The sequence below is a fragment of the Mesorhizobium caraganae genome (assembly GCF_016836705.1).
Lineage (GTDB): Bacteria > Pseudomonadota > Alphaproteobacteria > Rhizobiales > Rhizobiaceae > Mesorhizobium > Mesorhizobium caraganae.
This window is the reverse complement of the sequence record NZ_JAFCGY010000001.1, coordinates 279,141-303,533: the sequence shown is the minus strand read 5'-3', so window position 1 is coordinate 303,533 and position 24,393 is coordinate 279,141. Positions and strand designations below refer to the sequence as shown.

The following is a 24,393-nucleotide window of genomic DNA, read 5'->3' as shown; positions in this document are numbered from 1 at the left end:
CAACATGGCAATGAAGCGAGGAAATGCGTCACACCGGGGTCCATATGCCGCTCCAGATGCCTCGATTTGATGGGAAATGTGTCTTCTCATCCCGGAATAGCCGTGCGGGGCAAGCTGATCTAGTCCGACGGCTTGCGCTTCGGCCAAGGCCGGATACATCATTTCCCATCAGAATCGCCGATGGCGAGAAGTCGTGGCCATCGGGCCGGCTGCCGGCATTGCGTGATCCTGATGCGTTGAGGAGATGAAAGACGGTGCGTTCCACCCTAACTGACGTAGCCCGGGAAGCCGGCGTTTCCGCCGCCACCGTCGACCGCGTGCTGAACAACCGGCCCGGCGTGCGGGCGCGCACCCGCGAGATCGTGCTCGAAATGGCGCAGCGCCTTGGCTACATCGCCGAAAGCCCGAACGGGGTGCCGCCGCGCGTTTTGCACGGCGAGGTCATCCGGCTCGACTTCGCGCTGCCGGCCGGCACCAACTCCTTCATCAAGCTGCTGCACCGGCACATCGAGGCGCAGGCATCGGCGCGGCCCGATCTCGACGTCCGCGTGACGACGATCGAAGGCTTCAACCCCGACCGGCTCGCCCGCCTGCTGCAGGACCTGCACGGCCAGACGCAAGGCGTCGGCGTCATCGCGCTTGACCACCCGACGGTGCGCGAAGCGATCCGCTCGCTGTCGGCGAGCGGCATCAAGGTCGTCACCATCGCCTCCGACATCCTGCATGTGCCGAGGGTCGCCTATATCGGCATCGACAACCGCGCCGCCGGTCGTCTGGCCGGCTATCTGCTGAACCGCTTCATGGGTGTGGGCCGTCCGGGCAAGGTCGCGCTGTTCGCCGGCTCGCTCGCCTATCGCGGCCATGAGGAGCGCGAGATGGGTTTTCGCCACATCCTCGCTGAGGAATCGCCCAATCTGGAGATTGTCGAGATGCGTGAAATGCTCGACGACCGCGAGAAGGCCTATTCAGAGGCGTCAGCCCTGCTCGAGCGGCATCCGGACCTCGCCGCGATCTACAATGTCGGCGCCGGCAACACCGGCATCGCCCGTGCGCTCAAGGAGCGCGGGCGCGCGAAGGAGATCATCTTCCTCGGCCACGAGGTGACGGACGGTACCAAGGAGTTGCTGCTCGACGGCACACTGGATGCGGTGATCGACCAGAACCCGCGCGTCGAGGCGCGCGAGGCGCTCAACATCCTCTCCCATTCCGTCAGGAGCCTGTCCTACGAGCTGCACCAGCCACGGCTGCAGGTAATTTTTCGCGAGAGCATCCCGGAGATTTGAAGGGGCTATCCCCCCACCAGTAACGTGAATCATGAACGTTGTTGCTTTAGCTCTCGCGGATGGCGATTTGGGCCAATATCCGACGGGGCCGCGAGCAGACAGTCCGCTTACGGATGCTTCAGACCGAAGCCCTCTCTCCCTTGCGAACTGTGCGCAAACCTGGGTAGGGCGTCAGCGAATGCGGCTTCCTTCTCCATCGAACACCCGCGCCCGGGTCGGCTGAAAGCGCAGCGTGATCATCTCGCCGAAACCCGGCTGGTCCTCGCGCCGTTCGGCAACCACGCTCTCGCCGCTCGCCAGGGCGCCGTGCACGTAGGAGGTCGATCCCAGACGTTCGGTAACGTCGACTGAGAGCGACAGGGTTACACCCTCTTTCTCGTCGAGATGCTCGGGCCTGATGCCGAGCGTGACGGCCCGGCCGTTCTCCAGCCTCGTTGCCAGAAATCGGCGGTTAGCGGCCTGCCTTTGCAGACCGATCATGTCGGCGGCCATTGCTTGATATCGCCTGCAGTCCGCCTGGACGACGGTTCGATCAGGCCGTTCAAGCGGCAGGCTTCCGGCGATTTCCTTCAAGTCGTTGAGGACGGACGCGATATGCGGCCAAGGGAAGTCTGTCGGGTCGTCGATGTCTCGATCTGCGCCGGCGATGATTTCGAGTTTGGCGACGACACCAAGAAGCGACCGCGCCTGTACTTGGGGGATTTTGTCCTGAAGCTTCAAGGCAGCAGTCGTGGCCTCGACTTCCGCTTGGCAGGCGATTGAATAGCCGACCTTCTCATCAATCGCTCCCGAGCCCGGAGCGTCGAGGAGGCGCCTCTCTAGACGTTGCTGAAGGCGGCAAAGGACATGCGAGACATGCTGTGCTCGCAACCAGCCTTGGAGCAGCACAAGAGCCGGGTCCGCATCTTGGTAACGATCTTCCCCGTGTGCCTTCTGCCGTAGCTCTCGCCCGTGCGTGACGAAAGGCAAAGACGTGCTATTGTCGGAATCAGCCATGATCCGAGCTCCTCAACAGCTTTGGCGTGGCCAGGCCGGATTGGTGTTGCATCACCCATCCGGCCGCCAAGTGAAATCGAGACTACACAAAGTGCAGCAGTCCAGCAACAAAAATCACTATAATATGGTGATTTTATGAATCCGGTGCAGTGCCGCATGGCTCGGGCTGCATTAGGATGGGGTGTTTTAGACCTCTCAAAAGAAGCCAGAATATCGACTCAGACGATTGTTCGCTTCGAGAGAGGCGAGGCGTTGAAGCAATCGACTGTGGATCTGATACGAAGCACGTTCGAAAGCGCCGGCATTGAATTCATTCCAGAGAATGGCGGTGGCCCTGGCGTTCGTCTGTCTCGCAATCAGAACTGACGCCCAGTTCGCCATGCAACTGGATCGTCAACCCATCGATTAACATCGGATTCCCGCCAGCCAGCCCCGTTGATGCTTATCTTGATCTGAGAGGGGAACGTGCCTTCGGCGATCTTGCGATAGAGGGTAGAGCGGGACAGGCCCGTCCGGGCAAGGACGGTTTTGAGGCGTATGATACGATCCGGCTCGGACATAACTGCCTGCACCTCGCTGGTTGTTGCTGATTTCTGCTGGGACAGACAGGACCAACCGATGCCTGAGGCAATCAGGATTGTCGTCTCAGCCGCCTGCGGCGTGGAAACGGCGGCAAATCGGCAAGTTTTAGATCCCAATGCCGCGCCCCTTACCGATGCCATGGCTGAAGGCGAGTTCCGCGCCCAGGCGACGACCCGAATCCACGTTGATGCCAAGCTCGCGTTTGCGGTTTGCCAGTAGGGATTCAAGTTGAGGATCGCGTTCGAGGCTCTTGGCCATATCGGACATGGCCGAGCGCGTTGACTTGTAGCCGGACATGTCGCCGGCTTGGTATTGGTGCTGGCTTGTCCGATCGAGCTTTTGCCAACGTTCCACGAACCGGTCGGCGCGGCCGGGATCGATGTCCATCCCGGTCCGGATTTCCGTTTCAAGCTGGAGGGCAAGCAAGATTCGATTGACGCGGCCCGCACCCGCTTCACGAACCAGTTCGGGATTTTTCACATAGGCCGCTTCGGCATCGCGCCAGCCATGCGGCCGCACCTTCTCGAAAGCGCTACGGGCATCCCTCAATTCGCGTATCTGGTCGGGACTGCCCTGCCCGTCCGGATTTCCAGTACTGAGGACCGCGTCGAGTGCACGCGCGTGACGCACAAGCGCCTGGGTGCGGGCTCGGCGCATTTCTGCTTCTGGGTTCGCCGACACATTCGTATCGCGCTGCGTGCCGCCAGCAAAAGCTTCTCTTCCAGACGTGGTGCCAGCATCTCCGATCCGCGCCTCAACACCCTCCCTTCCCGGCCCTGGTCCAAGTTCCTGCATGGGCTCGCCGTCTGCGGGCGAGCGCAACCCGTCCAGCAATCCGCCGATCCTGTCGCGCAGCTTCTCCGGAACGATCCGGCGCACGATCTCGACGAGGCGCTCGCGGAACGTGATGCCGCGGCGCTCGGCATAGTGTTGCGCCGGGTCGAGCTGCTCATAGTCCGACGCCATGTCCTTCGCGCGGTCCCGTGACAGCGTGCTGACCAGCCGATCCCGTGTGCTGAAGTCATCATCGCCATAATGCAGGTCCATCCCGTCTCGATGCCGCGACAAGGCAACGTAGCTGCCATGCGCATCCATGCCCGGCGTCGCCAGGACATGCGTCCGGTTGACGGTCATGCCCTGCGCCTTGTGAATGGTCGCGGCATAGCCGTGGTCTATGTGGGCGTAGACTATCAGGTCAAAGCGCACCGACCTGTGATCGTCAGTGCGCACAGTCATGCTCTGCGCGTTGACCTGTTCGATCACACCGAGCGTGCCGTTCTTGACGCCAAGCCCGCGCTCGTTGCGCAGGAACATGACCCGGTCGCCGCTGGCGAAGGCCCTTGCACCGCGATCGACATCCACGTGAACCTCGGCGCCCAGATATCCAGCAGCGCGCATGCGCTCGCGCGCTGCCTGGTTCAGGGCGCGCACCGCGTCGTTTGTGTGGGTGAGGATGATCCGGCTTGCCTCTGGATACGCCTGCCTTTCTCGATCCCAGCGCTCGACGAGTTCACCTCGCGCCTCGTCGCGCGTTGCAGCCTGATGCACCATGCCTTGCGCGTCGTAGGCGCTTATCGCTGCGCCGATCCTGCCGGTTGCCAGATCGCGCGTGGCATCGCGCTGCCAGTCCTCGCGCTGCCGACGCACCTGGCCGATCTCGACACCGCCGTTTCGCTCGTGGATCGAGCGGAATGCCGCGCCCGCTTCGATTGCCTGCAACTGCTGCGGGTCGCCGACGAGGACGATCTTTGCGCCAACGTCCGCCGCATGGGAGAGCACGCGCTCCAACTGGCGCGTGCCGACCATGCCGGCCTCATCGATCACCAGGACATCGCGCGTGGTGAGCAGATCCCTGCCCTGTCCCCAGCTATGCTCCATGCTGGCGATGGTACGTGACGAGATGCCTGATCCGCCTTCCAGATTCTCGGCGGCAATGCCGGAGAGGGCCGCGCCTCGAACCTCATAGCCCGCCGCTGCCCATGCCTGGCGCGCAACGCCCAGCAGGGCGCTCTTTCCGGTTCCGGCAAAGCCGACAACGACACCTAGACCGCGGCCGTCCGTGATATGCGCAAGCGCATCGGACTGCTCGCCGGAAAGGACAAGCCCGCGTTGCGCTGCGCGTGCCAGTGCTGCCTCGCGATGTGCGCTACTCACCGCGTGTCGCTCCTCCCCGGCCATCCGTTCCGCAGCGCGGTGAAGGCGCTGTTCGGTCTCGATCATCTGCTTGGTGGTGAAACGGTCTTTGCCGCGTCCGTCTTTGCCGAGCTCGACCAGATCGGGTGCGTTGCTGATGGCTGCCACCACCTCGTTGAACTGCTCCATTCCATCGCTGTGGCGATGCGAGAACTTCGCAATGTCTTTTCGGGTGAAGGTCGATTGCTGATGCGTAATGGCATCGAGCGCCACGGATGGATCGGCAATGATGCGCGCACCATTGTTGCGCGCGATCTCGCGATGCAGTTCGGCGCGATCTGCTTCAATGCCGGCAACAGCAAAGCTGCTGCCTTCGATGCGTTGGGCTGGCGCACCAATCTGGGTCTGCGGCTCCAATGAAATGCCCTGCGCTTCCAGACTGCGATGATCGATGCGCGCGTCGATGTCGAGTTCGGCCAGACGCTCATTGGCGAGCTCCGCCCATCGCTCGCGCCAGCGCTCGACCAGATGGGTAGCATTCCAGTCTCGAACCTTCGCGCCAAAACCATTCTCGTCCACGCACCGCATGGTGAGCATGACATGGGCATGCGGCTTGGGACTGCCATCCTCCGCCCTGTCCCAATGCACATTGAGATCGGCGACCATGCCCTTGCTGACAAACTCGGCCTGAACAAAGTCGCGCGCCAGTTCGATGCCTTGCGCCTGGCTGAGTTCGCGCGGGAGCGCAAACTCGACCTCGCGGGCAAGCTGGGCATCCTTCCTCACCTCGAACGCCTCGACATCGTTCCACAGCCGTTCGCGGTCACGCCAGGCCTCCGGTGCATCCTCCGGCAGCATCACCTCGGAATGAACGACACCGCGTTTGGCGGAGAAGTCGTGGCTGCGTTCGATCCGCTCGTCACGCAGCCGCGAAGCCGAGCGGTACGCCGCAGACGCCACAGCACTGCTCCCTGCCTTGCGGCCAATGACCTTGACGTGAAGATGATAGATCGCCATCGCGACCAGATCATTTGCACGTCAAAGCCTACGTCGGCACGACGTATAAGCGCGCCCTCCCTCGAAAAAATCTCGGGATGGACCAGCCCGTCCCGGGCTGTCTCGGCAACCCTGAAGCCTTCCGGCAAGCTCTCGCCTATCATCGCCATATCGACAATCAACGGAGACAGCCATGCGCAAACCACGAGACTTCGACGCCGAACTGAAGGCGCTGGAGGACAAAGCGCGCGAACTCAAAACCAGAAAGGTGCAGCAGCTCGGTGAACTGGTGATCGCTACCGGCGCCGATCAACTCAGCACCGACGAACTAGCCGGCGCGCTGGTCGCCATCGCTGAAACGAAAGAGGCCGCAAAGCGTGAGGCATGGGCCAAGCGTGGAGCAATGTTTTTCGAGAGCAGGTCCCGGCGAACTCCTCCGGCATCTCAGCGCAACCCTCGCAGCACTCCAGCGCAACCGGGCAGCCCACAATCGCCGGCAGGCGGCACAGGCTCGGCATGATATGCGCACCTGGCAGGTCGAACGTCGCAAGCGCACCCGACATTTGATCGAACTCGGCGGGCTCGTCGTCAAGACAGGCATTGTCGAGCTCACCAATGACGATCGCGCTACCATCTATGGCGCGATGCTTTGGATCGCCGCCAAGCTGCAAAGCCATCAAGGCGAGCATGCGCGCAACCTGTGGAATGCGAAGGGGAAGCTGGCGTTTGCATCGGAATGGCATGAAGACAAACAGAGCCAGCGAACATAGCGGTGGTCGCCGAGCGGCGAGCGATCCAAGCCGCCCACTAAGTCACACTCGGCCAACAACCGCTCCTACACGACGGAGCGGATGGAATTGAAGGCCTTGTTGCTGCAGTCGGCCGCTTTGCGAGCCTGCGGCCCTGCTCTGCACAGGCGGCATTGGCGGGGAAGCGAGGGAAGTTCCTCGCTTCCCACTGGGTCGACAAGGGTAGCAGTCGATCGGAACGATCAAAGCGAAGCTTACTCTTCCAGTGTTGTGCACGAGATTTGGATTTTACAGAGAAACGTACTATTTGCCTCGGCGGCGGGACGGGGAAATCAAACGTCGCTCAATTCGTCCGACACAATAAGAGGAAGTTATATGACCACTGCTCTCCAACAAGACGGCCAACTGGATGCCGTGTCGATAGCGGCCGACATCGTCGCCGCCTATGTGTCGAACAATCCATTGCCGGTCGGCGAGTTGCCCAAATTGATCGGCGATATCCATGCCGCTTTGAAAGGTATTGGCACTCTGGCGACGGAACCTGTGGTCAAGCAGGAACCGGCAGTATCGATCAGGAAGTCGGTGACGCCGGACTTCATCATCTGTCTGGAAGACGGAAAGAAATTCAAATCGCTCAAGCGGCATCTTCAGCATTTTAACCTCACCCCTGACCAATACCGGCAAAAGTGGAACCTGCCTGCCGATTACCCGCTGGTGGCACCGAATTACGCGGCCACCCGCTCGGCTCTGGCGAAGGCATCAGGGCTCGGGCGCAAGGTGGCTGCGCCCCCTGCCGCGGCGGAAAAACCAAAGCGGGCTGCTCGCGCGGCAGCAGCGAGAACAGCTGCGTCAGCCATCAAGTCACCAGTGAAGAAGGCGCGCAAGGCACCAGCCAAAGCCTAGCGCGCTGCACCTGGCGGACGAGCCAGGCAGTGCAGGACCTGAACATGGCGAAGCCCCGCCTCGCGGTGGGGCTTCGTGTTAAGTCGGATCACTCTGCGGTGCGGCGGGACCAAATGAGAGAGAATTCGCCCTCGGTATCGGTCTCGACCAGGCTCGCATAGATCGGAGCGGGGAAGCTGGGATCGTCGAGCTTGACGGAGTGGTAGTCGCGTCCCTCGCGCGAGGTCTTCTTCCATGCCGCCCCGAACTCGGTGGCGCCGGCGAAGATGCGGTAGTCAGGACCCTTTCCATTTTCGCCGTCGGCCGGAGCGAAGGTCACCGTCTTGACGTTGAGGTTGAGGGTCTTGACCGAGCCGGAGAAGCCGTTCGCGGTGCGGGAGAAAGTGCCGATCGTAGCCATTGTGGTGGTTCCTTCTGTTTTTCTCGGGCCGCGCCCATCGCGGCCTCGATGGTGGTCGTGAGACCGGAGGCGATCGGTCCGCACCCCAAAGGGGCTGAAACGAAGTGGAAGACGGCGACGCGAGGCTTTCTTGGATCGCGAGGAATGGACGCGCAGTGGACAGGGGAAGAAAACGCAGCGGCGCCGTTGCGGGAAGACGATCGAGACTGAGTACAGCGAAGGCGGTCTTCGGTCAGACCCAATCCATTCGAGGACGCCGTGGGCGTGGCTTAGAACGAACCGGCGAGAGGAAACGCCAGTATGGCTACAATCGGTTATGGCCATTATTGTCCGCGCCGAAACGCCTTCGGCCAAAAGACGTTAGCTGAAGCGCCAGGACAGTGTCAGTCACTACTCCAACAGGTGACTAAGGGACGCCCGATTTCCCTGATCTTTGGGCTGCACCATCGCGATGGGGGCGGTTCGAAAGCGTCCAAGAGATTGCTGAGGCAGCGGCTTCCAAGCCGCCCAATGCCGTGACGATTTCCGATCTCACGTCGCTTCGATGCAAGTCTGATTTGAGATTGAAGGCGAGGATAACCGCGTCACACCTGATCCTCCACCGCATGGGCGAATGTTCTCGCTGCGGTCACGCCTCACGCACGGTGAGGCATTGCTGGGAAACGGTCCCCTCCACGCCGGTTTTCTGATGCCGAGGGTGATGCGCTGCGTGACTTTCCCGATAAGAGTGGTGGAAATTCTCGGTTCGAGCATTGGTCTGTACCGGATTCCGTTCCTTGACGCGATGACAGTGTGGAATTGCCTGTGCCATAAGGCCAATCGTTGAACCAACTCAAAAGGGATAGAAACGATGGCTATAAACACGATCGATATTGCCGAACGCCTTGCAGACGCGCACGGCCTGTCGAAAACCCAAGCGAAATCCGTGGTCGAGGATGTGTTGAAGGGCATTGCGGAAGCCGCTGCCAAGGGCGAGGAAATCAGCCTCAATGGCTTCGGCAAGTTCAAGGTACAGAACAAACCAGCACGTGATGGCCGCAATCCGTCGACTGGCGCCACGATCAAGATCGCCGCATCGAAGAAGATCGTTTTCCAGCCGGCAAAGGCTCTCAAGGACTCGGTGAACGGCTGATCATCGGTATTGAACAACTATGCGTCTCGTCTGATGGTAACGCGCTGTCGTGTTGGGCGATGGTGTCTCATGCCAAGATCATCGGCTTCTCATTGCTGCCGTTCTTAGGTCGAGGTCCCCGGCCGCGCCAATGGCGCGGCCGGAAAATTCTTCAACAGAAAGCTGGCCGGAACCGCGCGGCCGCTCCGGCCTGCCCGTCGGTCGGCAGCGGAAGGCATCCATTCCGGACCGCCGCAGATTAGCAATCTTGTGTCCCTAATTCCCAGCCTTATGCTTTTCTCTGCCGGCGGCGCCACTGTCTATTGTCGGTGGCGAGGCCGATATCACCTTCTGAGCGGGCTAGCGATGGAGTGCCTTCGACGGTGAAGATGATTCCGGCGTCCTCAAACGCTTTGCGCATGGCCGCGATGTTGTGGGGACGCGGTTTCCTAAAGCCGTTCTCAAGATCGCTGATCGCCATTTCGCTAAGATTGGCCCTTGCGGCGAGTCGCACTCGCGACCAGTTCAGCAAGGCTCGTGCTGCTCTAGATTGATCTGCTGAGAGTAGGTTTCGGCTGTCCATAAGCAGTCTAACATTCAATGTCGCTAAAATGTTCCTCTTGACCTTCGGCGACGATCTGAGATACCTCCCCTAGCCTTCCTTATAAGCAGCGACATATGCAATATCGCCACGTTCACTGGCGTCGGGCGGTGTGCCGAAAATCTCGCGACGAGCAGCCGCACCCTTGGAACGAATTGGATAATTGACGATTTTCTAATGGAAGGGATTGCGGAATAGGATTTGCCGCCATGGCAATGCTGTTCGGACCACTGAACTCCGACGGTCGCAAGCGCAGCCTGCTTTACCATGCCGCGCGGTTGTCGATGCTCCACGATCGAATGTTGATGCGCTTCGATAAGGTCGACGACGCGGCCGACAAAGTACAGCAGCGGCGGAGTTGTTCGCTGAAGCCGCTCGACCTGTCGGAAGCACTCAAACGCTCGGCATGTGAGCGCCAAACTTCCGGTCACGCCGGCCGATTATCACATTGGAACTGCAGACTGAGGGCTGGCTCCGGCGACATCGCCCCTTCGTAAATTTTCGTCCAGTGCGAACGGAGCCCCGTGGCGATTTCACGGCGATCGGCGGTAGGAATTCAGACCCACTACGGGTCGACCGACCTCGCGCGCGGCCGAACCAGAGGGCGCAACGCGCGTTGCCTTCCATGGACGATTGCCTCAAATCGGTACTAGGAACTGTGTCCTGGCTCACGACGAGGAAGTCGGTCGAGGGCACGTACGCCCCGTTGAGTAGAAGTCACCCACACGCCTGATAGGCGCGGCGCCGCCTGTTCGATATCGCGGGCCGGTGCGTTCCGAACCTCCGACCACAGACTTCACGAGTCGCAACTGTAGCCCGCTCATTTTCATGCCACTCGTCCCGCGCGCTTTTCGCAGCGCATCCAATACAGCGTCGACGTTCGCCTTGCCGAAGATCGCTTTCCGGTCTTCGCTGATGTCATGAAAGTTCACCTGCGATATGGCGACGTCGGTGCAGCAGTTTGAGGACATCATGGCGAAAAATCCGAACCTAGACGCATTCATCCCAACAGGTGGCTTCCCGCAGTTCCTTCCTGATGCCAACCGCGCCGCAGTCGCACCGTACAAGGACAAGATTGCCTCGAAAGCGCTGGCCCTTGTCGTCGCCGACACGCTTCCCGTGCAGATCGACCAGATGAAGGAAGGGCTCTCGCTTGGCCAGGTCGGCCAACGGCCGTTCGAAATGGGCTACAAGACGATGATAGCGCTGAAGGACATGAAGGACGGCAAGGCGCCCCCGGCTGATCCGACCTACACTGGCCTTGACGTCTGCACGCCGCAGACCGCCGATACCTGCGTCGCCAAATAGTGCTTTAGGGCGGGAGGAAACTCCCGCCCTTTCATTGGAGCGAGGTGCGGTTAGACTGTTGCATTATCATCTTATCTCGCTCCGTGGGTTTCAATGTCGGAAATGTTCTCGCTCAAGGGCCGGGTCGCATTGGTGACGGGTGCTTCGCGTGGCCTCGGCTTTGCCATGGCCAACGCGCTTGCGGAAAACGGCGCAACGGTAGTTGTCAATGCGCGCGACACGGGCACCCTCTCCGCGGCGGCGGAAAAAATCGGGGCCGAAGCCCTGCCGTTCGATGTTGCGGACGCGGCGACCTCAAGGGCGGCCCTTGAGGGGATCGTCGAACGCCACGGCCGCCTCGATATCCTGATCAACAACGCCGGCATCCAGCATCGCAGCCCGTTCGTCGAATGGGAGGATGAGGACTTCGACCGCGTGATTGCGATCAATCTTTCGGCCTGCTTCCGAATGATGCGCGAGGCGGTGCGCCTGATGCTGCCGAACAAATTCGGGCGCATTATAAACATTGGATCGGTTGCAGCGATCCTTGGCCGCCCCACCATTCACGCCTAGGTGGCCGCAAAGGCGGGGTTGCATGGACTGACACGCTCGACTGCCGCCGAGATGGGTCGTCACGGCATCACCATCAACGCGATCGCCCCCGGTTACTTCGCAACCGAGCTCAACACAGCGCTCATTAACGACGAGGCCTTTACCAAATGGGTCGAGGCACGAACCCCTGCTGGCCGCTGGGCTCAACCTGAGGAACTTAGCGGAGCCGTGGTGTTTCTCGCGTCCGACGCTGCCGCCTACGTCAACGGACATGTTTTGGCGGTCGACGGGGGTCTATCGGTCTCCCTCTGACCGGAGAACTGGCTTTAACTGAATGGCAGGCAGGGAACAAACGGTGATAACATTGTGAAAGCACTGGGAGCCGGACGCGCCCGAACCCAGCTTCACTTCGCGACGGACCGCAGCGGAGGCAGCTTTCAAGCACGGCCCACCGCAATCTGAATGCCGCGAACACGGCGCATTGATCTCGTGGGTTCCTCGGCAGCTCAACGCTGCAGCAGATCGAGGCGGGTGGCTAGGAATGCAGCTCGACAAAAGGGCTCCCAGACCCGTACGCTGCTGTATGGTTGACTTGGACCTTAGCGAGCGGAAGCTTGCGGCGATCCTTGCGGCGGATGTCTCCGGCTACAGCCGGATGATGGAGGTCGACGAGGCCGGCACGCTTGCGCGCCTGAAGGTACATATTGGTGAGGTCGTCAGGCCCAGGATCGCGGCGCATCGGGGCAATATCGTCAAGACCACAGGCGACGGCCTGCTCGCAGAATTCGCGAGCGTGGTTGAGGCGGTTGAGAGCGCTGTCGAAATCCAGCGGTCGATGGCAGAGCGAAACAATGGTGAACCTGAGAACAGCCGAATCCTTTACCGTGTTGGGATCAATCTCGGTGACGTCATTTTCGAGGACGGGGACGTCTTTGGCGACGGTGTAAACGTGGCTTCCCGGCTTGAGGGGCTCGCCAAGCCGGGCGGCGTGTGCGTGTCGGACATTGTGCATCAGGCAGTCGCGGATCGGATCCAGGTGCCCTTCCGTGACATGGGCAACCAGCGTGTAAAGAACATCTCCCGACCCATCCGTGTCTGGCAGTGGACGCCTGACGGGGCGCGGCAGACGACGAGACCTGTCGAAGCGGCGCTGCATCAGCGGGTGCAGTTCGCCACGGCGTCGGACGGTGTGCAGATCGCCTGGGCCAGCATTGGCCAGGGAGCGCCGGTGTTGAAGGGTCCGAACTGGCTGAACCATCTTGAATATGAATGGCACAGCCCCATTTGGCGTCCGATGCTGGCGAACTTCGCGAAGCTTTGCCATCTCGTGCGGTTCGACCAACGCGGAAATGGCCTCTCGGACTGGGAGGTGGAGACGGTATCGGAAGATGCAATGGCCAGCGACATGTCCGCGGTCGCAGCCGCCGCACGGCTGGATCGGTTCGCGCTCCTCGGCATTTCGCAAGGTTGCGCGTTCTCCGTGCGGTATGCTGTGGAGCATCCGGAGCAGGTGACATGCCTGATCCTGCTGGGCGGATTTCTCCGAGGCCGGCTAATGCGACCGGACCTCGATCAAAGGAAGCTATATAAAGCCGGGGCGATGATGATCCGCGACGGCTGGGGCTCGCCGAATCCCGTTTTCAGGCACTTCTTTACTTCCACATTCATCCCCGACGCCCCACAGGAGATTGTGGCGAGCTTCGATGAACTGCAGCGCATTGCCACGAGCCCCGAAGCCGCGATGCGACTCTGGGAAATGAACAGCAAAGTTGACGCGACCGAGTTGGCAAAGAGAGTCCAAGTCCCAACGCTCGTGCTGCATTGCGTGGGCGATCGCGTCGCGCCAATCGAGGAGGGCCGCCTGATGGCCAAGCTCATTCCGGGGGCGATGTTTGTCGAAATGCAGGGAAATAACCACGTGCTCATTGAAGGCACTCCCGCCTTCGACCAGTTCTTCGAGGAAATGGGCGCCTTCTTGGCTCTGCACAACCCGGTCGCGTAGCGTTGCGACCTATTTCAAGAAATGGCGCGACTGCGCCCATTAACCAGCCCGCAGCTTTGATCGACCGAGAGCCCGGGAACCTTTTCGGCTGAAATCCTGGGCGGCCCACTCAGCCCATTGTTACATTCGCTTGCTCGTGTTGAGCGCTGCGGCTGCGGAGGGTGGCATGTGAGAAGAACCATGCCTAACAGGAACAGAGGCCAGATCGTCAAGAAGCCTCCTCTTCTGAGCTAAAGCGCGTCGCGTGAAAACGGATCACACAACGCGCCTTTAGACGCAAATGGCCGTAGCTAAGAAGGATCAGGAGCGCATCACGTATGCGTGGATGTACGGCGCCCAGACTCGAAAAGACGGCAAAGAGCGTTCCGTCCCAGAGTATTGGACGGAGTTCTCCGAAGCCTGGCTGCAGGGCTTTGACGGCGTGCGGGCGGGCGAACCGCTGCCGACAGTCAGCGACAACATCGAGGCGGAGCTGAACGACTCCGCGGTGAACAAGCCGGAGAACGCACCATGACCCTTTACCGAGTATCCACCTCCGTCGAGCTGGAAGCTGATGACGCACGGCAGGCAGCCATGCGAGCCCACAGCCTGATGCACGACATCGCCCCGACCGAGTTTCTGGTCGAGGACGAAAAGTCGGTCTCCGAGCAGATTAGCCTGACGGAGGAAGACGCCGCTGAGGCCCGCGCCATGGCGCTGGAAGCCAAGCTGTTCCCCACCATAGAGTCCTGATCGGAACTTATGCCGTCGGCAGTGCTTAAGGCGATATGAGCACTCGCGGCATCGACTTTCTCGACAAATGGATGGCTGAACACCTTCCCAACGCGATGACAGATGACCCTGTTGCTATTAGCGATCTGGCCGACCAGGCGATGAAGGCAGCGGACAAAGAAGGAATTCCCTTGAGCGAAATAGCTGAAGAGGTGCCCAGCGTGTTCGAAGTCATCGCGGAAGCTATGGACCATCGCGAAGGCGGTACGCCCTAGCGCGTCGTCAGCTCTTCGAAATTATTGCAGCGGCAGTACCCCCAAGTCGATGTGAAATCCGCAGCCCGCCGCACAGCTGGCGGCGGGCCACAACCATTCGATCAGTCGTAGACCTTGATGATTTTGCGGGTCCCTGGATCGACCAGGACGGTGCGGTTGTCGACCACGACGTACCGATATTTGACGTTCGGGACCTCGTGAAGTTCCACCGTGTCAGGCAAGGCCGTCCCGACATTGAGTTCGACGCCGGGGATCTTCACCGAGGCGAGCGGCTGCTTTTTCACGTATTCACGGACGACCGTGTCCTGCTCAGGGGTGATGATGACGTCCTGCGCTGCGACCGCGCCAACGCCTGCCAACAGCAATGCCGCCGCGGCGACGCTTGTGAGGTGCATTCTCATGATTTTCTCCTCGTTGAACCTGGCGGCAGCACCACGCCTGCTCGCCAGAAAATCGAACTTGAATAGCGGCAGATTGTTCCTGTCAGGGGGCTTCAGTCCGAAGCGTATCGGACTAAAGGCCTATCTCGCGTAGACCCTGGACCCTGGGATGGAACGCTATGTAGTGGCGACCGTTGTGCAAATCTAGGCAACTAAAATAGGAGACGTAGCCATGGCTGACGGCCCAACTGTTGTTAATTCTGGTGGAGGCGGCGGCACCGCGATTGCTGTTGTTCTTGGGCTTATTGCAATCGTCGTCTTGCTGATATTTACCGGCGTCATCAATATCCACGGCGACGGTGGCAAGGATATCAACGTCAAGGTCGAAGCTCCAAAGGCGGAAACTCCGGCTGTCCCGGCGAAGCCTGCGGAACCTGCCCCAGTTCCGGCTGCACCTGCTCCAGCTCCGGCTGCACCTGCCCCAGCCCCTGCTAATGGCGGCTGATCCCACATATGCGAATGCCCGCCGCTCCAAGCAGGGGCGGCGGGTTTTTGTCCGGGCGAATAAGAGGAGAATGTATAATGCTTGGTGACAAGGAGACCTGGTTCCTGGAGGCGAGCTGGCTAGCGTGCCTATTTCCGTCGCCATCACGGCACTGGTCGTCTACTTGACGTCAGGCTGGATATGAATCGCTTCCTCTTTATGGTGGGGGACTTTCTATCCCGCCCTCCGGGCTTTCATGTCCTGATCATAGCCATGCTGCTCTGCACTGCGCTAGTCCCATCTGGGCTGACAAATGTAGTCACCTGCGCAATTGTCGGTTGCCGCTATCGTCATCACCGGTGTGGTTCTGATTCAAGGCTACCGCGACACGGCCGCGATCCATGCCAAACTCGACGAGATCATCGTGTCATTAGAAGAAACCAGAAACGACGTCGTGGGATTAGAGCATGCCGAGCCCGAGGAGATTCGGGAAAAGCTTCGGACGTTGGAAGAAGAAGCAACGAAGACGGTCGCCCATCCCAATTAGCTGCCTAGAATGTGCTCCGCCCGGCGCCTGCCTAAACGTCCGAGCCACACCATCGCTAAATTGCTGAGTCGTGAGCGAGCTTTAGGTGGGATCGCGAGGGCGGCCTCTTGAGCCGTTGCCACTCAACTATCGCTAAGCTCCAGCGCCCTAGTACAGAGGAGATTCGTAAAACTGTCCTGTTTCAATCAAGGTTCCGGTAACGGACACGGCACAACGCTGGACTTAAGTCCGAAGTTGGTTTGGACCAAAGATTGATCGTAATAAACGCGATGGTCTTACACTCGGGAATACATGGAACGGCTTAAGGCTAGGGCAGTTGTTTCTCCGGAGAAATTAGATGGATAAAAGTGTTGGCCAAGCGCGATGGTTGCTCGCGCCAATTTTCGCGACAGCCGTCACCTTTCTGGTGATGGGCATGGTGCTTGGCTGACATGCCGTGGATCGGTGCAGCTAACGTCCCTTCCTGCGCTGATAGGACTCGCCATGCGCTACGGCGGCTGGCGAGTCCTAAACTTCACCGCGCGCCGGACTCGCTCGTATCGCAGGGCGGTGCGCTTTGTTTAGAGTTGGCAACTTTGGGAGGCCTAAAATGGATCGGCGATCTTTCTTGACGGCAATGTTTGGCGTTGCAGGGGCGGCGGCCTTTGCAAGCGCGGTTCGGCCTATCAACGCAGTGGCCGGTATTCCAGGGGCTAAAAGCGGCATTCTCGATGAACTCGGCACTCAGGCGGAAGTGGAGCCGGTCAACCATAGGCGCTACTACGACCAAGATTACGACCCAGATTACGACCCAGATTACTACTACCGCCGCCACCGCCGCCACCGCCGCCGGCGGGGCTGGAGACGGGTCTGCCGTAGTTATTGGCGACATGGTCGCCGTCGCGTCCGTTGCTACCGCAGACGTGGTCCCTCCGTCGTATTGCGATTTTAGTTAGGGGTATAGCCCCACGGCCCGTTCCGGCGCCATGGAGCCCGGCTTTCAGGCAATCATCGATTGCATGTCGGAGATAGGCTGGATCCGGGGTGAGACATTGCGGGCGCTGAAGCGACTCATCGCGACCGACAAGAATGCAAAGACTGAAGCCGAACTCGCTATTGCGCGTGCCGTGGTATGCGCCTGAAAGCCGCTGTAGGCTGTCAACTCCGAAGCGATTGCTCGGTACCTGGTGACACCGACGGAGACGGTTGCTCAGGACGGCGCCGGCGACTGCCGGCGGTCACGGACAAACGGCGTATGAGCCGTAGTCCTGCGCGCGTCCGCAACAGCGGACATTGTCGCGCGTGGGACGGAGGAAATTCGCCCCCGTTGCGGGCGGTGAACAGGACAGCCGTAGGAGCGTCAGCATAGCGCCGGCCGCAGGACGGGACGGGGACCGACTGTCCCCGTCCGCGGCGGTCCGAATGCTATGCAAGATAGCCAACTGCTCGACTATCGCTCAGCGATATTGCGCATTTATATCCCAAAACGAGGATCAGGGGCAGCCCGCCTGAGCGAAGCCTCATTCGCGAGCGGTGGGCAATGCGTTCTGACGTCAACCGATCCGATTTGCACGCCACTGGCGCCGTTTTCCGAACCTGTCTGTGGGACCCCCTTCCTCGCACCGGTACGCGTTGGTTAGAAAAGTCGCATGGCAAATTTGGCGCCGCGCGGATGTCTGGCTACAACGAACGGTGTTTGGGCCCCAACGTGAGTGACTCGCCAGAGCTTCATCCTGTAGCCGACAGCGCCTTTTCGGGTCGATAGCTATGAAGGCTGACGCGATTTCCTATCCTCCCCGTGGTCTCTCCCGCGAGGAAGCGGCGCGCTACGTCGGTGTTGGACCGACCCTATTTGACGAGATGGTCGGCGACGGCCGCATGCCGAAGCCTAAGCTCGTCAACACTCGTACGATCTGGGATCGTATCACCCTCGATATCTCCTTTTCGTCTTTGCCTGACAAGGAGAGCGGTCTCCGGACGCTTTTGGAACGAAGCGAAAAAAGTGCTTGGCGCAAATGACTACGCAAATTGCGTATACGCTGTCGGCGTAGTATGGTTGCCCATTTGAGCAAACCGGTTGACGTCAACGATAAAGACGAGCTCTCGCGAGATGTGAAAGCTTGGCGAGCAAGAGAAGGATTCACGGCAGAAGGCGCAGCGAAATTGTTGGGGATCCCGAAGCGCACATACGAGGGCATAGAGCAAGGTCGCGGTTTTCCCTACCCGTTGCTACTTCGCGTCGCCATGGACAGCAAGGCTCTGTCACCTGATCGGGAGCATGAGGGAGGCCGAGTGCCGAGCAAGTCTCGCAGAAGCCTCGAAGGAGAGTTTGATGGCTAAACACCCTGACTACCCCGGAGCCTCGTCGCGCGTCGTCAATGGCAAGGAGTACTGGCGCTTTCGAGCCAATCGCCATGCTCAACAAATTACCCTCCCCGGCCGGCCGGGTGACGAAATGTTCGAGACGGCGTACCACCGGGCAGTCGAAGGTTGCGCAGGCAAAGCCGTGATTGTTGACCTACCGGGCCGCGCCCTGCCGCGCACGTTCGGACAAGCAGCACGGCGGCTCGAAACCACAATGGAATGGGCTGAGTTCGATCCGGCCACGCAAGCCAAGAACCGCAGCTTGATCGAGCGGTTCCTCAATATGCCCGTCGACCCTAAATATGCGCTGAGATGGCGCGACGTGCCGGTCGAATACCTGGATGCTGACAAGCTTCGAGCTATCATTGAAGGCATCTTCAAAACAAACCGCACCGTTGCCAAACACCTATTGGTCGCGGTCAAGAAGCTTTTGTGGGTGGCAACCGAAGTCGAGAAGTGGATCAAGCCGCAGGATGATCCGTCACTTTCTATCCGCGTGCGCGTGCCAAAATCGACCAGGAACCCAGCGTGGCCCATTGCCATCCGAGAGAAGTACGAGGAGCGACATCCGATTGGTTCGCCCGCTCGTACCTGCTTTGCCCTCGGCTTCTGGCTTGGCAACCGGCGCGGCGACATCGCCGACCTCGAATGGGACGATCTAGTGGCCGAGGAGATCGAACTGTTCGACGGTTCGCTCGAATTGATTGAAGCCTTCGATTTTCGTCAAAAGAAAAATCGCAACCGCCACGGCGGGAGGGAGATGTTTATTCCGGTCGTGGACAAGCTGGCGATCAGCTTGGAACCGCTCGATCGCTCGAAGGGTGGCACCGTTTTGAAGAACGCGTATGGAAAGTCATTCTCGGAAAAGAGCCTGACAGGTATGATGCAGCACTGGACGCGGCAAGCGGGCATCCCTGATGGCTATACGCTTCATGGACTACGCCGCACCTTCGGGACCTATCTGGCAGAATGCAATATCCAAGCGCGCGCCATTATGGACGCTATGGGCCATTCCTCAATGACGGTCACCGACGAGTACGTGCGTGACGCGAACAAGAAGCGAATAGCGGTCGACATCGCAAGAGCGATCAATCAGCGTGAGGAAAAACGCGATCTGATGAGGCGGCGGGCAGCCTTGCGGATCGTTCGGTGAGAAGGAATTGCGAAGCATCCGGCTTTGGTCGCTTTTTTGCGGTTGGCATCAACCGTGGGCAAAGCGTGGGCAAGCCGTGGGCAAAGCCCAAATTTCAATAATAAAATCAATGGTTATGGTGGGCCCGGAGGGACTCGAACCCCCAACCAAGCGGTTATGAGCCGCCGGCTCTAACCATTGAGCTACAGGCCCCACGCGCGCTGGATTAGTGTTTTTCCTTACGCGGCACAAGGCTTTCCGGACAGGCTGGCCGAGATCGCCCAAATCAGCCCATATTCGCATCCTAGAGCCGGATGATTTCAGGTCTGTTCGACCTGAAATCTGAATCCGTCTCTAAATCAAAGAAGTAGAGCATGATGTCGTCCGAAAACCGCTTCACACTTTTCGGCATCATGCTCTAGTCGACAGGCGCGACTGGATCGCAGACCGAGGAGATTTTAATGACCAGACATCTTTTGCCGCTCGCACTTGCCGCGGCGATCGCTTTTCCGGCTATTGCCGCCGCTGCCGATTCGCTGCCCCCGCCCCGCATCATCGTGTCGGGTGAAGGCCAGTCGACTGTAGCGCCCGACCTGGCACTGCTGACGCTCAGCGTCATGCGCGAGGCCAAGACGGCACGCGCGGCACTCGACGCCAACAATGACGCGATGGCCGCCGTGATCGCGGCAATGAAATCGGCAGGGATCAAGGACCGCGACCTGCAGACCGCCGGCATCCAGATCAACCCGCGTTACAACTACACCAACAAGCCCGACGGCAGCCAGGAAGCCGAGCTTGTCGCCTACCAAGTGACCAACACGCTCTCCGTGCGCATCCGCGACATCGACAAGACCGGCGAGATTCTCGACAAGGCGGTGTCGCTCGGCGTCAACCAGGGCGGCGGCATCTCGTTCTCCAACGAGGATCCGAAGGCCGCCGTCACCGAGGCCCGCAAGAAAGCGGTCGCCGACGCCATGGCCAAGGCCAAGACGCTGGCCGGGGCTGCCGGCGTCAGCATCGGCCAGGTGCTGGAAATCACCGAGCAGAACATCGCCCCGGCGCCGATGCCGATCAACGCTAAGGCCTTCGATGCGGCGGGCGCGGCGGTTCCGGTACAAGCCGGCGAAAATGCCTACGCGGTGCAGGTCACAGTGACCTTCGAGCTCAAATAGGCTTATCCAAACCTGCAAGGCCCGCAGCATGCTGCGGGCCGAACTGGCCGGTGTCTTAGCATCAAATATGAAAACCCCGGAGGACATGGTCCTTCGGGGTTTTCTTCGAGCCGCACCCTTCCGCGCTATGGGAAAGGGGCTGCTGGCCGACCCTCGCAGAGGATCATGCCTCCAGACTGATCTTCATCAGCAGATCAGTCTCCTGCCTTAGCGATAGATTACCGGGCAACCGCGCTCATTGGCGAACACGACCACCACGCGATCACCATACTGGCGGCCGGCGACCTTCACGACGCGGCGATTGACGTCGACGAGGCGGACGCGGTGCAGGCCCATGCGCTCGGCCTTGTCGAGGGCGCGCTCCGGCGAGCAACGACGCCAGCTGCGCTCGCGGCGGTAGCCGTCATCGTCGTCGCCGATATAGACGCCGGTGCGGCGGTCATGATTGTTGCCGAAGCCGAGATAGATCGAGTCCGCATGGGCGGGCACGGCGGCAAGCGTGCCGAGGGCTACGAGACCCGAAAGGGCTGCCGTTTTGATCGTGTTGAACATTGTCTTCTCTCCTTGTTGAGGGCTGGCGCCCGTCTTCGTCGAACCGATGGGGGGAGAATGCTCCTTGCAGTCTGAACTCTTTGCGAACCGGCCGTTCATTTTCGGTTAATCTGCCGGACAGGTCGAAAGCAACCGCCCCTTCCACCGCTGCAAACGACTTGGAGTCTCAAAAAAGTCCGGTCATCCCAGAACGGGCGGCGGCTGCATCCGTTCCAGACGCTTGAGCATGATGCCGAAAAGTGTGAAGCGGTTTTCTGGGACAAACAGTGTTTGTCCAGACATCATGCTCTATCACTTTCAACTAGGGCTCGTCGTCGAGCATATAGTCGAAATAGTCGTCCGGCTCGGCAAGATCGGTCTCGCTGGCGCGGACGCGGCCGCGCATGGAAATGCCGGCTTCATGCACGGTCTCGGCACTTCCCGACACCAGCCTGTGCCACCAGTAGAGATCGTGCCCCTCGGCAACCAGCCGGTAGGCGCAGGTTTTTGGCAGCCAGCTGATGGTGCGCACATTCTGCGGCGTCAGCCCGACGCAGTCCGGCACGCGCGCCAGCCGGTTGGCATAGTCCGAACAGCGGCAGGTTTGCCCGTCGAACAGACGGCAGCCGACTGATGTCCAGTAGATCTCGCCGGTATCTTCGTCCTCGAGTTTCGACAGGCAGCATTTGCCGCAGCCGTCGCAGAGCGATTCCCACTCGGCCGGCGTCATTGCTTCCAGCGTCTTGGTTTTCCAGAACGGGGTTTCCACCATGGGCTGAGATGTGGCCCTCGCTGGCGGTGAGGTCAAGCTGTACCGCCGCCGCAAATGCCGCCCGCACCATACGAAGAACATGAAGTTGCCTTCAAAAGGCCGGTCAATCGTCCTTCGTTGTCGGTAATGTCCACGAACCGGAACCAATCCGGCTGATGAAAGTTTGGGCAGGGATGGGACCCCACAAGGAGAATTCGTGATGAAACGCCAACCACGGGTACTGGCAGGTACGGCACTTGGCCTGCTGATGGCATCCGCGCCGTTGGGCGCCTCCCCGCTGCAGGGCAACGCCGTTTTCGGCCCCTTGCAGCACACGGCCGCGCCGCTGATATTGGCTCAGGCCCCTTGCGCCGAGGGTGAATCGGCCGAGGCTTGTGCACAGAAACAGCAGGGGGAGCCGGAACAGCCCAAGAGAAAGAAGCGCGACCAGCAGCAGCAAACAGAATCCGCGCCGGCGGAGCAGGCCGCGCCAGCGCAGGGCGAGCAGCAACAGCAGCCGCGCAGGAAGAAGCGCGACCAGCAACAGCAGACCGAACAGGCTCCGGCCGAAAAGGCCGCGCCTGCCATCGAAGAGCAGCTACCGCGCAGGAAGAAACGCGATCAGCAGCAGCAGATCGAGGCCGCACCTGCCGAACAGCCTGCCGAGCAGGCGGCTCCGGCAAACGAAGAGCAGCCGATCAAGCCGCGCAGGAAGAAGCGCGACCAGCAGCAGCAGATCGAGGCCGCACCTGCCGAACAGCCCGCCGAACAGGCAGCGCCAGCAAACGAAGAGCAGCCGATCAAGCCGCGCAGGAAGAAGCGCGATCAGCAGCAGCAGATCGAGGCCGCACCTGCCGAACAGCCCGCCGAGCAGGCGGCTCCGGCAAACGACAACAACTCGCAGTCCCTGCGCAAGAAGCGTAAGCAGGATCAGCAGATCGAAGCCGCACCCGCCGAACAGGCGCCAGCCAAGAAGCAAGCGCCCGCCGGCGAGCCGGTTCCGCAGGCGGAACCGCTTCAGCCTGAGCAGCAGGCAGCACCCGCCCAGGGCGAACAGCCTCAGGGCAAGAAGAAGCGCGGCAACAAGCCTGTCGGCGAACAGCCGGTGACGGGAGAGCAGCCGGCCACCGAAGAACAACCGTCGAAGGCCGAACAACCCTCCAATGGCCAGCAGCCGGTGACCGGCGAACAGCCAGCCCAGGGCGAACAGCCAGCTCAGGGCGAAAATGCGGCCCAAGGTGAAGCCCCGGCCGACAAGAACGCAGCCCCCATCCTCGACAGCCAGAAGGACGTCCTGCGCAAGCGCAAGGGCAAGAACGGCCAGCAGGGAGGCGAGAATGCCAATGGCGAGTTGGCCAACCAGCCCGCCCAGCAGAATGGCGAGCAGGCGCAGGCTCCTAAGCCTGCCCCGGTCGACCAGGGACCGCCGCCCACCGACGACAAGTCGGCCCAACAGGCAATCCAGCTTGAAAAGATCGCGCCGGTGACGGAGGAAAAGGGCAAGCGCGTAGAGCGTGCACCCGATGAGAACGTTCGCGACCGCCGGCGTCCGAAAGGCGTCGACGTCGTCAGGGAACTCGGCGACCGCGTCATCCTGCAGTTCAACAACCAGACATTCGTCCAGAGCAATGACGCCCCGCGCATGACCCGCGGCGCCAGGAACGTCTACTATGAGGATCTGTCGGGCGATCGCACCCGGGAAATCGTCGAGCGTGACAACGGTGTCCGGATCGTCACCATCCGCAACCGCTATGGCGACGTCATCCAGCGTTCGCGCATTGCGCCGGATGGACGCGAATATGTGCTGAGCTATGTCGACGAGCGGCACTATGAGGATGACAGCGACTGGCGCGATCCCGGCGACGACCTGCCGCCGATGCGGCTCGACATCTCGCGTCGGGACTACATTCTGGATTCGGAGGATGTGGAGGATCCGGACGACTACTACACCTTCCTCGAACAGCCGCCGGTGGAGAGGGTCCAGCGCCTCTATTCGATCGACGAGGTGAAGCGCTCGGCGCGTGTGCGTGACATCGCGCGGCGCGTCGACCTCGACACGCTGAACTTCGAATTTGGCTCGGCCTCGATCTCCGACACCGAAGTGCAGAAACTGGAAGGCGTCGCCAGCGCCATGGAGAAGCTGTTGAAGAAGAACCCGGCCGAAACCTTCCTCATCGAAGGCCACACCGACGCGGTCGGAACGCCGGAGGCGAACCTTGCTCTGTCCGACCGCCGCGCCGAGTCGGTCGCCGAAGCGTTGACCAATGCCTTCGGCATCCCGCCGGAGAACCTGACCACGCAGGGTTATGGCGAGGAGTATTTGAAGGTGAACACGACGGCGCCCAACCGCGAGAACCGCCGCGTCGCCATCCGCCGCATCACCTCGTTGGTGGCGCCCGTGGCGAGCAACAATTGATCTGCTTTTCCAATAGCTTGAGTGGCTTTCTGGAATAGATCAACAAAAAGGACCCA

At 60.5% G+C, this 24,393-nt stretch carries 26 protein-coding genes, 1 tRNA gene and 2 pseudogenes; 20 read left to right on the top strand and 9 right to left on the bottom strand.

From position 1 onward, the window contains the following. The first annotated feature begins 254 nt into the window (after positions 1-254). The gene (locus JQK88_RS01590; RefSeq protein WP_203277278.1) at positions 255-1,283 is read left to right on the top strand and encodes a LacI family DNA-binding transcriptional regulator; all 1,029 of its coding nucleotides are present in this window, start codon (positions 255-257) and stop codon (positions 1,281-1,283) included. A 171-nt stretch (positions 1,284-1,454) separates the two neighbouring features. Here JQK88_RS01590 and JQK88_RS01585 read toward each other — a convergent pair whose 3' ends face one another. Further along, positions 1,455-2,279, bottom strand: coding sequence for a TOBE domain-containing protein (locus JQK88_RS01585; protein WP_246501963.1), 825 nt, complete (start codon positions 2,277-2,279; stop codon positions 1,455-1,457). Between the two features lie 135 nt (positions 2,280-2,414). Here JQK88_RS01585 and JQK88_RS35920 point away from each other — a divergent pair, with 135 nt between their 5' ends. Then, on the top strand, positions 2,415-2,645 hold the full coding sequence (locus tag JQK88_RS35920) for a helix-turn-helix domain-containing protein (RefSeq protein WP_246501965.1): 231 nt from the start codon (positions 2,415-2,417) through the stop codon (positions 2,643-2,645). On the opposite strand, the gene JQK88_RS01580 is transcribed toward JQK88_RS35920, so the two are convergent. Both JQK88_RS01580 and traA read right to left on the bottom strand, forming a co-directional pair. Beyond that, positions 2,636-2,839, bottom strand: a complete 204-nt coding sequence (locus JQK88_RS01580; protein ID WP_192260141.1) for a helix-turn-helix transcriptional regulator — start codon at positions 2,837-2,839, stop codon at positions 2,636-2,638. The two genes, JQK88_RS35920 and JQK88_RS01580, sit on opposite strands and share 10 nt — an antisense overlap. 127 nt (positions 2,840-2,966) lie before the next feature. Then, positions 2,967-6,011 (bottom strand): Ti-type conjugative transfer relaxase TraA, encoded by a 3,045-nt coding sequence (gene traA / locus JQK88_RS01575; RefSeq protein ID WP_192259957.1) that lies wholly within the window; start codon positions 6,009-6,011, stop codon positions 2,967-2,969. Between the two features lie 172 nt (positions 6,012-6,183). Here traA and JQK88_RS01570 point away from each other — a divergent pair, with 172 nt between their 5' ends. The 3 genes from JQK88_RS01570 to JQK88_RS01560 all read left to right on the top strand — a co-directional run bounded on the left by JQK88_RS01570 (position 6,184) and on the right by JQK88_RS01560 (position 7,642). Then, positions 6,184-6,510: a conjugal transfer protein TraD gene (locus tag JQK88_RS01570; RefSeq protein ID WP_192259959.1), complete on the top strand. Its 327-nt coding sequence runs from the start codon at positions 6,184-6,186 to the stop codon at positions 6,508-6,510. A 1-nt stretch (position 6,511) separates the two neighbouring features. Then, positions 6,512-6,760, top strand: a complete 249-nt coding sequence (locus tag JQK88_RS01565) for a conjugal transfer protein TraD (RefSeq protein ID WP_192259961.1) — start codon at positions 6,512-6,514, stop codon at positions 6,758-6,760. 354 nt (positions 6,761-7,114) lie between these two features. Further along, the gene (locus JQK88_RS01560) at positions 7,115-7,642 is read left to right on the top strand and encodes a Ros/MucR family transcriptional regulator (RefSeq protein WP_192259963.1); all 528 of its coding nucleotides are present in this window, start codon (positions 7,115-7,117) and stop codon (positions 7,640-7,642) included. 88 nt (positions 7,643-7,730) lie between these two features. Here the strand turns inward: JQK88_RS01560 and JQK88_RS01555 are convergent, their stop codons facing one another. After that, positions 7,731-8,042 (bottom strand): DUF736 domain-containing protein, encoded by a 312-nt coding sequence (locus tag JQK88_RS01555; protein ID WP_192259965.1) that lies wholly within the window; start codon positions 8,040-8,042, stop codon positions 7,731-7,733. 850 nt (positions 8,043-8,892) lie between these two features. Here JQK88_RS01555 and JQK88_RS01550 point away from each other — a divergent pair. Then, entirely contained in the window at positions 8,893-9,174 is a 282-nt protein-coding gene (locus JQK88_RS01550; RefSeq protein WP_203277277.1) for an HU family DNA-binding protein, read from the top strand. Between the two features lie 268 nt (positions 9,175-9,442). Here JQK88_RS01550 and JQK88_RS01545 read toward each other — a convergent pair whose 3' ends face one another. Further along, on the bottom strand, positions 9,443-9,736 hold the full coding sequence (locus tag JQK88_RS01545) for a helix-turn-helix domain-containing protein (protein ID WP_192259967.1): 294 nt from the start codon (positions 9,734-9,736) through the stop codon (positions 9,443-9,445). A 227-nt stretch (positions 9,737-9,963) separates the two neighbouring features. On the opposite strand from JQK88_RS01545, the gene JQK88_RS01540 reads away from it, so the two are divergent. The 7 genes and pseudogenes from JQK88_RS01540 to JQK88_RS01510 all read left to right on the top strand — a co-directional run bounded on the left by JQK88_RS01540 (position 9,964) and on the right by JQK88_RS01510 (position 14,581). After that, a complete protein-coding gene (locus tag JQK88_RS01540; protein ID WP_192259969.1) occupies positions 9,964-10,251 on the top strand; it encodes a hypothetical protein in 288 nt (95 codons plus the stop codon). 454 nt (positions 10,252-10,705) lie between these two features. Next, positions 10,706-11,062 (top strand): type 1 periplasmic-binding domain-containing protein, encoded by a 357-nt coding sequence (locus JQK88_RS01535; RefSeq protein ID WP_246501967.1) that lies wholly within the window; start codon positions 10,706-10,708, stop codon positions 11,060-11,062. 93 nt (positions 11,063-11,155) lie between these two features. Continuing rightward, a pseudogene (locus JQK88_RS01530) lies at positions 11,156-11,905 on the top strand (glucose 1-dehydrogenase). 229 nt (positions 11,906-12,134) lie between these two features. After that, positions 12,135-13,595 carry an alpha/beta fold hydrolase gene (locus JQK88_RS01525; protein ID WP_203277276.1) on the top strand — a complete coding sequence of 487 codons (1,461 nt, stop codon included), beginning with the start codon at positions 12,135-12,137 and terminating at the stop codon, positions 13,593-13,595. Positions 13,596-13,875: 280 nt separating this feature from the next. Continuing rightward, positions 13,876-14,109 (top strand): hypothetical protein, encoded by a 234-nt coding sequence (locus tag JQK88_RS01520; protein ID WP_192259971.1) that lies wholly within the window; start codon positions 13,876-13,878, stop codon positions 14,107-14,109. Continuing rightward, positions 14,106-14,327, top strand: coding sequence for a hypothetical protein (locus JQK88_RS01515; protein WP_192259973.1), 222 nt, complete (start codon positions 14,106-14,108; stop codon positions 14,325-14,327). Before JQK88_RS01520 ends, JQK88_RS01515 begins: the two co-directional genes overlap by 4 nt. Before the next feature lie 35 nt (positions 14,328-14,362). Then, complete coding sequence (locus JQK88_RS01510) at positions 14,363-14,581, top strand: DUF768 domain-containing protein (protein ID WP_192259975.1); 219 nt, start codon at positions 14,363-14,365, stop codon at positions 14,579-14,581. Between the two features lie 101 nt (positions 14,582-14,682). On the opposite strand, the gene JQK88_RS01505 is transcribed toward JQK88_RS01510, so the two are convergent. Continuing rightward, the gene (locus JQK88_RS01505) at positions 14,683-14,982 is read right to left on the bottom strand and encodes a DUF1236 domain-containing protein (protein ID WP_181061711.1); all 300 of its coding nucleotides are present in this window, start codon (positions 14,980-14,982) and stop codon (positions 14,683-14,685) included. A 211-nt stretch (positions 14,983-15,193) separates the two neighbouring features. Here JQK88_RS01505 and JQK88_RS01500 point away from each other — a divergent pair, with 211 nt between their 5' ends. The 5 genes and pseudogenes from JQK88_RS01500 to JQK88_RS01480 all read left to right on the top strand — a co-directional run bounded on the left by JQK88_RS01500 (position 15,194) and on the right by JQK88_RS01480 (position 19,488). Beyond that, positions 15,194-15,466 (top strand): hypothetical protein, encoded by a 273-nt coding sequence (locus JQK88_RS01500; protein WP_192259977.1) that lies wholly within the window; start codon positions 15,194-15,196, stop codon positions 15,464-15,466. 180 nt (positions 15,467-15,646) lie between these two features. Then, positions 15,647-15,992 (top strand): annotated as a pseudogene (locus JQK88_RS01495) (low affinity iron permease family protein). Positions 15,993-17,738: 1,746 nt separating this feature from the next. Further along, positions 17,739-17,990: a hypothetical protein gene (locus JQK88_RS01490; RefSeq protein ID WP_192259979.1), complete on the top strand. Its 252-nt coding sequence runs from the start codon at positions 17,739-17,741 to the stop codon at positions 17,988-17,990. Positions 17,991-18,023: 33 nt separating this feature from the next. Continuing rightward, positions 18,024-18,311 carry a helix-turn-helix domain-containing protein gene (locus JQK88_RS37340; RefSeq protein WP_203277275.1) on the top strand — a complete coding sequence of 96 codons (288 nt, stop codon included), beginning with the start codon at positions 18,024-18,026 and terminating at the stop codon, positions 18,309-18,311. Beyond that, positions 18,304-19,488 (top strand): tyrosine-type recombinase/integrase, encoded by a 1,185-nt coding sequence (locus JQK88_RS01480; RefSeq protein ID WP_203277274.1) that lies wholly within the window; start codon positions 18,304-18,306, stop codon positions 19,486-19,488. Before JQK88_RS37340 ends, JQK88_RS01480 begins: the two co-directional genes overlap by 8 nt. A 116-nt stretch (positions 19,489-19,604) precedes the next feature. Here JQK88_RS01480 and JQK88_RS01475 read toward each other — a convergent pair. After that, positions 19,605-19,680: transfer RNA gene (locus JQK88_RS01475), tRNA-Ile, on the bottom strand. Positions 19,681-19,928: 248 nt separating this feature from the next. On the opposite strand from JQK88_RS01475, the gene JQK88_RS01470 reads away from it, so the two are divergent. Beyond that, a complete protein-coding gene (locus JQK88_RS01470) occupies positions 19,929-20,639 on the top strand; it encodes an SIMPL domain-containing protein (protein ID WP_192259985.1) in 711 nt (236 codons plus the stop codon). Between the two features lie 207 nt (positions 20,640-20,846). Here the strand turns inward: JQK88_RS01470 and JQK88_RS01465 are convergent, their stop codons facing one another. Further along, entirely contained in the window at positions 20,847-21,191 is a 345-nt protein-coding gene (locus tag JQK88_RS01465) for a hypothetical protein (protein WP_192259987.1), read from the bottom strand. Positions 21,192-21,492: 301 nt separating this feature from the next. Beyond that, positions 21,493-21,939 (bottom strand): YcgN family cysteine cluster protein, encoded by a 447-nt coding sequence (locus JQK88_RS01460; RefSeq protein WP_112563363.1) that lies wholly within the window; start codon positions 21,937-21,939, stop codon positions 21,493-21,495. A 202-nt stretch (positions 21,940-22,141) separates the two neighbouring features. On the opposite strand from JQK88_RS01460, the gene JQK88_RS01455 reads away from it, so the two are divergent. Further along, positions 22,142-24,337, top strand: coding sequence for an OmpA family protein (locus tag JQK88_RS01455; protein ID WP_203277273.1), 2,196 nt, complete (start codon positions 22,142-22,144; stop codon positions 24,335-24,337). Positions 24,338-24,393 lie beyond the last annotated feature (56 nt).

Coding starts and splice junctions, on each gene's coding strand:
- JQK88_RS01500 (WP_192259977.1), top strand. CDS start 15,194: ATGGCTGACGGCCCAACTGTTGTTAATTCTGGTGGAGGCGGCGGCACC.
- JQK88_RS01525 (WP_203277276.1), top strand. CDS start 12,135: ATGCAGCTCGACAAAAGGGCTCCCAGACCCGTACGCTGCTGTATGGTT.
- JQK88_RS01505 (WP_181061711.1), bottom strand. CDS start 14,982: ATGAGAATGCACCTCACAAGCGTCGCCGCGGCGGCATTGCTGTTGGCA.
- JQK88_RS01515 (WP_192259973.1), top strand. CDS start 14,106: ATGACCCTTTACCGAGTATCCACCTCCGTCGAGCTGGAAGCTGATGAC.
- JQK88_RS01545 (WP_192259967.1), bottom strand. CDS start 9,736: ATGGACAGCCGAAACCTACTCTCAGCAGATCAATCTAGAGCAGCACGA.
- JQK88_RS01560 (WP_192259963.1), top strand. CDS start 7,115: ATGACCACTGCTCTCCAACAAGACGGCCAACTGGATGCCGTGTCGATA.
- JQK88_RS01565 (WP_192259961.1), top strand. CDS start 6,512: ATGCGCACCTGGCAGGTCGAACGTCGCAAGCGCACCCGACATTTGATC.
- JQK88_RS01465 (WP_192259987.1), bottom strand. CDS start 21,191: ATGTTCAACACGATCAAAACGGCAGCCCTTTCGGGTCTCGTAGCCCTC.
- JQK88_RS01585 (WP_246501963.1), bottom strand. CDS start 2,279: ATGGCTGATTCCGACAATAGCACGTCTTTGCCTTTCGTCACGCACGGG.
- JQK88_RS01540 (WP_192259969.1), top strand. CDS start 9,964: ATGGCAATGCTGTTCGGACCACTGAACTCCGACGGTCGCAAGCGCAGC.
- JQK88_RS01550 (WP_203277277.1), top strand. CDS start 8,893: ATGGCTATAAACACGATCGATATTGCCGAACGCCTTGCAGACGCGCAC.
- JQK88_RS01470 (WP_192259985.1), top strand. CDS start 19,929: ATGACCAGACATCTTTTGCCGCTCGCACTTGCCGCGGCGATCGCTTTT.
- JQK88_RS35920 (WP_246501965.1), top strand. CDS start 2,415: ATGAATCCGGTGCAGTGCCGCATGGCTCGGGCTGCATTAGGATGGGGT.
- JQK88_RS01490 (WP_192259979.1), top strand. CDS start 17,739: ATGAAGGCTGACGCGATTTCCTATCCTCCCCGTGGTCTCTCCCGCGAG.
- JQK88_RS01580 (WP_192260141.1), bottom strand. CDS start 2,839: ATGTCCGAGCCGGATCGTATCATACGCCTCAAAACCGTCCTTGCCCGG.
- JQK88_RS01480 (WP_203277274.1), top strand. CDS start 18,304: ATGGCTAAACACCCTGACTACCCCGGAGCCTCGTCGCGCGTCGTCAAT.
- JQK88_RS37340 (WP_203277275.1), top strand. CDS start 18,024: ATGGTTGCCCATTTGAGCAAACCGGTTGACGTCAACGATAAAGACGAG.
- JQK88_RS01555 (WP_192259965.1), bottom strand. CDS start 8,042: ATGGCTACGATCGGCACTTTCTCCCGCACCGCGAACGGCTTCTCCGGC.
- JQK88_RS01455 (WP_203277273.1), top strand. CDS start 22,142: ATGAAACGCCAACCACGGGTACTGGCAGGTACGGCACTTGGCCTGCTG.
- JQK88_RS01570 (WP_192259959.1), top strand. CDS start 6,184: ATGCGCAAACCACGAGACTTCGACGCCGAACTGAAGGCGCTGGAGGAC.
- traA (WP_192259957.1), bottom strand. CDS start 6,011: ATGGCGATCTATCATCTTCACGTCAAGGTCATTGGCCGCAAGGCAGGG.
- JQK88_RS01510 (WP_192259975.1), top strand. CDS start 14,363: ATGAGCACTCGCGGCATCGACTTTCTCGACAAATGGATGGCTGAACAC.
- JQK88_RS01520 (WP_192259971.1), top strand. CDS start 13,876: ATGGCCGTAGCTAAGAAGGATCAGGAGCGCATCACGTATGCGTGGATG.